9 protein-coding genes are annotated in these 7,810 nt (G+C 73.3%); 2 read left to right on the top strand and 7 right to left on the bottom strand.

Features of this window, described 5'->3' with window-relative positions; translation table 11 throughout:
• Positions 1–1,106 (bottom strand): ROK family transcriptional regulator (locus HET64_RS33545; protein WP_215110973.1); only part of this gene is annotated, 1,106 nt, incomplete at its 3' end.
• 73 nt (positions 1,107–1,179) lie between these two features.
• Between HET64_RS33545 and HET64_RS33540 the strand changes: the two genes are divergently transcribed.
• On the top strand, positions 1,180–2,310 hold the full coding sequence (locus HET64_RS33540) for a Gfo/Idh/MocA family oxidoreductase (RefSeq protein ID WP_215110972.1): 1,131 nt from the start codon (positions 1,180–1,182) through the stop codon (positions 2,308–2,310).
• Complete coding sequence (locus HET64_RS33535) at positions 2,307–2,786, top strand: heme-degrading domain-containing protein (protein WP_215110970.1); 480 nt, start codon at positions 2,307–2,309, stop codon at positions 2,784–2,786. Before HET64_RS33540 ends, HET64_RS33535 begins: the two co-directional genes overlap by 4 nt.
• Before the next feature lie 56 nt (positions 2,787–2,842).
• Here HET64_RS33535 and HET64_RS33530 read toward each other — a convergent pair whose 3' ends face one another.
• From HET64_RS33530 to HET64_RS33505, 6 genes are all read right to left on the bottom strand, one after another.
• A complete protein-coding gene (locus HET64_RS33530; RefSeq protein ID WP_215110968.1) occupies positions 2,843–3,703 on the bottom strand; it encodes a fumarylacetoacetate hydrolase family protein in 861 nt (286 codons plus the stop codon).
• Positions 3,704–3,807: 104 nt separating this feature from the next.
• Entirely contained in the window at positions 3,808–4,611 is an 804-nt protein-coding gene (locus HET64_RS33525) for a YidC/Oxa1 family membrane protein insertase (protein WP_215110966.1), read from the bottom strand.
• 172 nt (positions 4,612–4,783) lie between these two features.
• Positions 4,784–5,116, bottom strand: a complete 333-nt coding sequence (locus HET64_RS33520; protein ID WP_215110964.1) for a DUF6412 domain-containing protein — start codon at positions 5,114–5,116, stop codon at positions 4,784–4,786.
• 87 nt (positions 5,117–5,203) lie between these two features.
• Positions 5,204–6,739 (bottom strand): sodium:solute symporter, encoded by a 1,536-nt coding sequence (locus tag HET64_RS33515; RefSeq protein ID WP_215110963.1) that lies wholly within the window; start codon positions 6,737–6,739, stop codon positions 5,204–5,206.
• Positions 6,736–6,933: a DUF3311 domain-containing protein gene (locus tag HET64_RS33510; protein WP_215110961.1), complete on the bottom strand. Its 198-nt coding sequence runs from the start codon at positions 6,931–6,933 to the stop codon at positions 6,736–6,738. Before HET64_RS33510 ends, HET64_RS33515 begins: the two co-directional genes overlap by 4 nt.
• A 35-nt stretch (positions 6,934–6,968) precedes the next feature.
• Positions 6,969–7,685 carry a class E sortase gene (locus HET64_RS33505; protein ID WP_308370419.1) on the bottom strand — a complete coding sequence of 239 codons (717 nt, stop codon included), beginning with the start codon at positions 7,683–7,685 and terminating at the stop codon, positions 6,969–6,971.
• Positions 7,686–7,810 lie beyond the last annotated feature (125 nt).

Below are 7,810 nucleotides of genomic sequence, written 5' to 3'. Positions count from 1 at the left end.
TCCCCCACCCGCCCGAACACCGGCGCGAGCACCAGTTGCGCCGCGCCCTCCGCGACCGGCCGGTCACCGCCCCGGGCGACCGTGACTCTCACGCCCGCGCCCGCCCCGCCCCGCGCGGCCCGCTCCTCGATCACGGCCCGGACGCCCCGTACGTAGGCGTCCTCGTCGGCGGCCACCGTCCTGCCGCCCAGGACCACCCGGTCGATGCCGAGCAGGCCGACCAGGTTTGCCGCGCCCGTGCCCAGGACCCGGGCGGACTCCCCCCGGTCGCCGCGCGCCTCGGCGGCCAGGCACAGCGCCTCGACGCAGCCGCGTCCGCCGCAGCCGCAGAGCGGGCCGTCCAGTTGGAGGGTCTGGTGGCCGAATTCGCCCGCCCCGGTCCGCGCGCCCCGGTGCACCTCGCCGCCGAGGACCAGACCCGCGCCGAGCCCCGTACCGAGGTGGAGGTAGGCGAAGTCGCCGCGCGGCTCGTCGAGCGACAGGGCCACGGCGAGGGCGGCGGCGTTGGTGTCCTTGTCCAGCACCACCGGCAGCCCGGTCCGTTCGGCCAGGGCGGCGCGCAGCGGGTAGCCGTCCCACTGCGGGAATCCGGTGACCCGGCGCAGCACGCCGTCCCGGTGGTCCAGCGGGCCGGGCACGGCGACGCCGACGCCGAGGACCGGTTTGTGCGGTTCGGCCGCGCACAGGTCCCGTACGGCGTCCGCCGCGTCCGCGAGGACCCGGTCCGCCGGAGCACCGAGGTCGAGCGGCGCGCGGGTGACCGCGACCGGCCGGCCCGCCAGGTCGACGAGGACGGCGGTGAGCCCGTCGCGGTCCAGGTGCAGCCCGACGGCGAACTGCGCGTCGGGGACGAGCCGCAGCACGGTGCGCGGCTTGCCGCCGGTGGAGGGGCGCAGGCCCGCCCCGGCGGCGAGTCCGTCCTCCCGCAGCCGGGCGGTGATCTTGCTGACGGCCTGCGGGGTGAGGCCGGTGCCCTCGGCCAGCTCCAGCCTGCTGATCCCCTCGGCCCCGGCGGCCCGCAGCAGGTCCAGCACCAGTGCGGCGTTGTGGTGGCGCAGGGCGGGCAGATTGGCCCCGGCCTGGGCCTTCGTGCGGCTCCCGTTCACGGTTCGCTCCTCTTCACCGCCCCATTGTGCCGGTCGCTTGCACTTTGGCAACAGCGTTGCTTAAGTGGATCGCATGACCCCCAACGCCTCCGGCGCCCCGCTCCGCGTCGCCCTCGTCGGCTACGGCCTGGCCGGCTCCGTCTTCCACGCCCCGCTGGTCTCCGCGACCGACGGGCTGGTCCTCGACACGGTCGTCACGTCGAACGAGGAGCGCCGGGCCGAGGCCCTCGCCGCGTTCCCCGACGTCCGCCTCGCCGCCTCGCCGGACGAGCTGTGGGAACGCGCCGACGAGCTGGACCTCGTCGTGATCGCCACCCCGAACAGGACGCACGTCCCGCTGGCGACGGCCGCGCTGAAGGCCGGGCTGCCGGTGGTCGTGGACAAGCCGGTCGCCGGGACGGCCGCCGAGGCGCGCGAGCTCGCGGCTCTCGCCGAGGAGCGCGGGCTGCTGCTCTCGGTCTTCCAGAACCGCCGCTGGGACAACGACTTCCGCACGCTCGCCGGGCTGATCGCCGACGGCGAGCTGGGCGAGGTGCAGCGCTTCGAGTCCCGCTTCGAGCGGTGGCGGCCGCAGCCGAAGGGCGGCTGGCGCGAGTCGGGCGACCCGGCGGAGATCGGCGGTCTGCTGTACGACCTGGGCAGCCATGTCGTCGACCAGGCGCTGGTGCTGTTCGGCCCGGCGGTCCAGGTGTACGCCGAGTCCGACGTACGGCGTCCCGGCGCGGCGGCGGACGACGACACGTTCATCGCGATCACCCACGCAGGCGGGGTCCGCTCGCATCTGTACGCCAGCGCCACCACGGCCCAGCTCGGCCCGCGCTTCCGGGTGCTGGGCTCGAAGGCGGGCTACGTGAAGTACGGCCTGGACCCGCAGGAGGCGGCCCTGCGCGAGGGCCTGCGCCCGGTGGGCGGTGAGCCGTGGGGCGAGGAGGCTCAGGAGCTGTGGGGCCGCCTCGGCTCCGGCGAGTCCCCGCTGACCGGTGGCGGCGCCCCGGTCCGCACGCTGCCCGGCGACTACCCCGCGTACTACGCGGCCGTCGCCGCCGCCGTACGCGGCACCGGCCCGAACCCGGTCACCGCGTTGCAGGCGGCCGCCGCGCTGGACGTCCTGGAGGCCGCCCGCCGTTCGGCCCGCGAGGGCGTCTCCGTCACCCTCCTCCCCCACCACGACGAGGACCAGCAGGCGAAGGAGCAGCGCGCATGAGCACCATCTCCCCCACCCTCTCCGAGCTGATCGCCCAAGAGCGCCGGCTCACTTTCCCGCACTTCTCCTACGACGACGCGTTCGCGCTCGGCAGTCTGCTGGTCGCGCTGGCCAGGGAGCGGCACGCACCGGTCGCGATCGACATCCGGCGCGGCGCGCAGCAGCTCTTCCACGCGGCGCTGCCCGGGTCCAGCGCGGACAACGACGCGTGGATCGACCGCAAGCGCAAGGTCGTCGAGCGGTACGGCGAGAGTTCGTACCTGGTGGGCACCCGGTTCCGGGCGAAAGGCACCACGTTCGAGGAGTCCTCGCGCCTGGACCCGGACACGTACGCGGCGCACGGCGGTTCGTTCCCGATCGCGGTGGAGGGCGCGGGCGTGATCGGCTCGGTGACGGTGTCCGGGCTGCCGCAGGCCGAGGACCACGCGATGGTGGTCGAGGCGCTGGAGCGGTTCGCGGGGACGCCGGGCGACTGAGGAGCGTGCGTACGGGGCCGGGGGCGCAGGTCACAGCGCTCCCGGCCCGCTCCGGCTTACGCCCCCTTCAGCTCCTGCCGCTGCCGGCCGAGCCCCTCCACCTCCAGCTCCACCACATCGCCCGCCGTCAGGTACGGCTTCGGCTCGGGCTGCCCCATCGCGACCCCGGCGGGCGTGCCGGTGTTGATCACGTCGCCCGGGTAGAGCGTCATGAAGTGGCTGAGGTAGCGGACGACCTCGCCGACCGGGAAGATCTGCTCGGCCGTGGTGCCGTTCTGCTTCAGCTCGCCGTTGACCCAGAGCCGCAGCGGCAGGGCCTGCGGGTCGGGCACCTCGTCGGCGGTGACCAGCCAGGGCCCCAGAGGGTTGAACGTCTCGCAGTTCTTGCCCTTGTCCCAGGTGCCGCCGCGCTCGATCTGGAACTCGCGCTCCGAGACGTCGTGCGCCGTCGCGTACCCGGCGACGTGTGCGAGGCCCTCCTCGGCCGTCTCCAGGTAGCGGGCGGTCCGCCCGATGACGACGGCCAGCTCGACCTCCCAGTCGGTCTTGCGGCTGCCGCGCGGCACCAGGACCGTGTCGTCGGGCCCGACGACGGTGTCGGGGGCCTTGAAGAACAGGATCGGCTCCGCCGGGATCTCCGCACCCGTCTCGGCGGCGTGGTCGTGGTAGTTCAGCCCGATGCACACGATCTTGCCGATGCGCCCGAGCGGCGGGCCGATCCGCAGTCCCGTCGCGTCCAGGGCGGGCAGCACGCCGGGCGCCCCGGCGGCCGCCCGTACCCGGGCGAGCGCGGAGGCGTCGGCGAGCAGCTCGCCGTCGATGTCGGGGACGATCCCCGACAGATCACGCAGAGTCCCGTCGCGGTCGAGAAGTGCGGGGCGCTCGGCGCCCGCCGTACCGACTCGAAGCAGCTTCAACGGTCCAACTCCTCTTGGTCGAGGTGGTGGCCCTCCGGCGGGTTGCGGCCGACGGAGGACTCGGTCGATCGTCCAAGAGATGCGATCACTCCGCAAGACCTCGTTCACACACTGGACCGGCGCGGTGGGCGGGCCGATGACGCCGCTGTGGCCATGGCGCTACCGGCGACCGGCATGTCGCGGTACAGCCAGGCCCGCTCGACGGCGGTCCAGGTGGTCGTGGTGACGACGTAGAGGGCGGCGGCCAGCGGGACGACGGCCACCGTGATCAGCGTGAAGAACGACATCAGCGGCATCACCTTCGCCATCGCGCCCATGCCGGGCACGGCCTGTCCGTCCGGGCCCGCGGCGGGCGTCATCGGGTTGGCGGCGAGCTGCCGCTTGGTGCGTCCGTAGTTGAACGTGGCGACGGCGGTGACGATCGCGAAGAGCCCCAGGTAGACCCAGCCCTGGCCGCCGAACACGCCGCCGTTCGCGAGCGCGTCGTGCCAGCGCCCGCCGAGCGGTGCGCCGAGCAGGTCGTGGCTGAGCAGGGCGTTGGGCTCGCCGCCGATGGAGCCGCTGGAGAACAGGTGGTAGAGCAGGAAGAACGCGGGCATCTGGAGCAGGCTCGGCAGGCAGCCGGAGAGCGGCGACACCTTCTCGGCGGCGTGCAGCTCCATGATCGCCTTCTGCATCCGCTCCGGGTTCTTGCCGTGCTTCTTGCGGAGTTCGGCGATCTGCGGCTGGAGCCGGCTGCGGGCCTTCTGTCCGCGTGCGGCGGCCCTCGACAAGGGGTGGACGGCCAGCCGGACGAGCGCGGTGAACAGGACGATCGCGGCGGCCGTGGACGCGGTCTGGAAGAACGGCTGGAGCAGGTCGGCGAGGGAGCCGACCAGGCTCGCGAAAGCGGACATGAAGGCGGACATGGGTGAGCCCTCCGGGGGTCTCGTCGTGCCGGGAGGTACCTGCGAGGAGGTACGGGGTGATCACTCGGCATGACGACCGGCGCGGGGCGCACCGCCCGTACGGAAAGTCGTGCGTACGCGAGAGACGCGAGAGGTACGTACGAGAAACGTGCGGGAGAGGTGCGGGGATGCGCTACGCGGCGGCCGTCAGGAGGGCGTGCCCAGGTGCTCGGGGTCGCGTTCGGCCCCGGGCGTCGGGGTCGCGTTGCGGGAGGAACGCGGTGCGTTGCTCCCGGTCCCTGATGGCCGTACGGACCCGGGTGCGGGGCACCGGGGACGCGCAGCGGGCGCTGATGACGGAGCAGGCGAGGAGCGCGGATCCGGCGGCCGCGGTGGCGGCGAGCGCCACGGCCGCGGAGAGGCTGCCGCCCTCGGCGAGGAGGACCTCGGTGAGGAGGAGGACGAGGAGCCCGGCGGGCCGGAGCAGCCGGGCGAAGGCGCGGCGCAGGGCGTTGGCATCCCGCACGGTGCGCACCTCCTGCCCTTCGTAAGGCTCACTGCTGCCGTACGAAAACGCGTACGGCACTCCGTTCGTTATACACGATGATCGGCTTCACCCCGGGTCGGTGGCGTATGCCTTCCGGTCACCGGCGTACGCGTCCGGGTCGTCGGCCAGCACCTCGGCGTCGGGCCGCGGATCCGCGTCGCGGGGCCCGGCGAAGGTGACGGCGAGCGCGACGGCCAGATTGGCGGCGAGGGCGACGAGCCCGGCGTTCACGCCCCCCACCGGATCGTTCCCGCTGAAGACGAGGGCACAGACCACCGCGACGCCGACGATCAGCCCGCTGAACGCGCCCCGGAAAGTGAGCCGCCGCCAGACCAGGGCGAGCAGCACCATCGGCAGGAGCTGCGCCATTCCCTCGTACGAGATGAGGGAGAGGCGTACGAGGGTGTTGGGGGCGGTGTACGTGAGGAGCAGCGCGAGTGAGCCCGCGACGACCACGACCACCTGGGCTGCGGATTTCTGCCGCTCGGCGAGGCGCGGCACGAGCGACAGCACGCTGCGCCCCCACATCGTCCCGATGACCAGCATGAACACGGCCATGGGCACGATGGAGGAGAGCGCCGCGGCGACCCCGATGACGCCGACCGCCCAGGCAGGCAGCGCATCGACGACCAGCTTGAAGAGCGCGAGGTTCGACTCAGCCCCGGTCAGTCCCGGCACCACGAACAGCGCGGCGAGGCCGAGCAGCATCGGGACGAAGAGCAGGACGTTGTACGCGGGCAGGTACATGGCGTTGCGGCGCAGCGCGTCGGCGTTCCGGGCCCCGAGGTATCCGGCGACGGTGGTCGGGAAGATGACGACGGTCAGCGAGTTCAGGAACGTGGTGCTGATGAACCACAGCTCCCCGAACCCGCTGCCGCTCCCCTCCCCGCTCCCGCCGCCCCCGTGTCCCGGCAGGGTCAGCCAGTCGCTCTTCTCGGTGACGAGCCGGTCGAGGAAGGGCCCGTACCCGTCGAAGTAGTGCAGCGGGACGTACAGCGCGAGGAACCCGAGAGTGGCGATGACCAGGACGTCCTTCAGCACGGACACCCAGGCGCTGCCGCGCAGCCCGCTGACCACGACGAAGCCGGTGGTGACGGCGAAGGCGACGAAGTAGGCCCAGTTCAGGCTGACGGCCCCGTAGGAGATGACGGAGAGGACCACCCCCATGCCGGTGATCTGGAGCTGGATGTACGGCAGCAGGAAGACGGTGGCCAGCACCGCGACCACCGCGCCGAGCCAGGGCCGGCCGAAGCGGTGGGCGACCATGTCGGTGATCCCGACGAGGCCGTGCCGGCGGGCGTACCCCCAGAGCATCGGCCCGACGACGTACCCGATCGCGTAACCGCAGGACATGTACGCGACGACGTACAGCACGGGCGCCCCGTAGTTGTAGCCCCAGCCCGCGGCCCCCAGATAGCTGAAGCTGGTGTAGCCCTCGCCCGCCATCAGCACCCAGATGAAGACGGGACCCAGACTCCGCCCGCCCACGGACCACTCGGTGAGCCCGCCGCCCTTGCCGCGCCCGCGCAGGGCGAGGAGGCCGAGGGCGACGGTGGCGACCATGAACACGGCGAAGACGGAGGTGGCGACGACGGCGTTCACCGGCGGTCCTCTCTCCGCGCCAGCCACACGGCGACCGGCGTGAGGAGGGTCGCCCCGAGGAGCCACACGAAGAGGAAGGGCACGCCGAACACGACGGGGGTGACCCGGTTCACGAACGGCAGCGCACCGAGATACAGGACATAGGGGACGAGCAGCCACAGCAACTGAGGGCGTCGTCTGATCACTCCGAACACCCGGGGACCCTACTCCCGCCCGCCCGGGGTCTCCGTCACCGCGGGCGCATCGAGGTGAGCTTCCCCCAGACGATGAGCCGGTAGCGGGAGCTGAACTCGGGGGTGCAGGTGGTCAGCGTGAGGTAGTAGCCGGGCGCGCTGTAGCCGACGGAGGTCGTGATGTTGCTGCGCGGCACGGGCGCGATGACCCCGCTGTCGGACGGCGCGGTCCGCGCGAGGCGTTTGCCGACGGTGTACGTGTAGACGGCGTCCCGGGTCTCGACGGTGATCCGGTCGCCGCTCCGCAGCCGGTCGATGCGCCGGAAGGGCTCGCCGTGGGTGTTGCGGTGCCCGGCGAGCGCGAAGTTCCCGGCCTGCCCGGCCTGCGCGGTGCGGGCGTAGTGCCCGACGTACCCCCGGTCGAGCACCCCGCCCTTGCTGGTGCCCTCGGCGACGGGGGCGGTGAGCCCGATCCGGGGGATGCGCAGCACGGCGTACGCCTGGTCCCAGCGGGGCGCGGACCGGGGACGGGCCGGGGCGTCGGACGCCGCCGGGGCGGCCGGCGCGGCCCCGGCCCCACGGCCGGAGGCCGAAGGACGGGGGCCCGCCTCCCCCACCTCGTCGTCGACGACGGCCGGCTCGTCCCAATCCCGCTGGAGGCCCTGCACGGCCCGCCCGGCCTCGGCGCGCGCCTCGCGGTTGGTCCACCACAGCTGGTGGGCGACGAGGAGGAGCAGCACGACACCGAGGGTCACGACGAACTCGGCCGACACCCACAACCCCCGGGCGAGGAGCCGCGACGCACCACCGCCACGGCTTCGCACGCCCGGCGGCACGGGGAACCCCCGCCCCGGCCCCAGTCCATGCCCACGCCCGTGCGGATGTCCCCGTCCCAGTC

The sequence above is a fragment of the Streptomyces sp. McG3 genome, assembly GCF_018619185.1.
In the GTDB taxonomy this organism is placed as follows: domain Bacteria; phylum Actinomycetota; class Actinomycetes; order Streptomycetales; family Streptomycetaceae; genus Streptomyces.
Note: the sequence above shows the minus strand (reverse complement) of the source record. Positions and strands in the feature narration are given on the sequence as shown.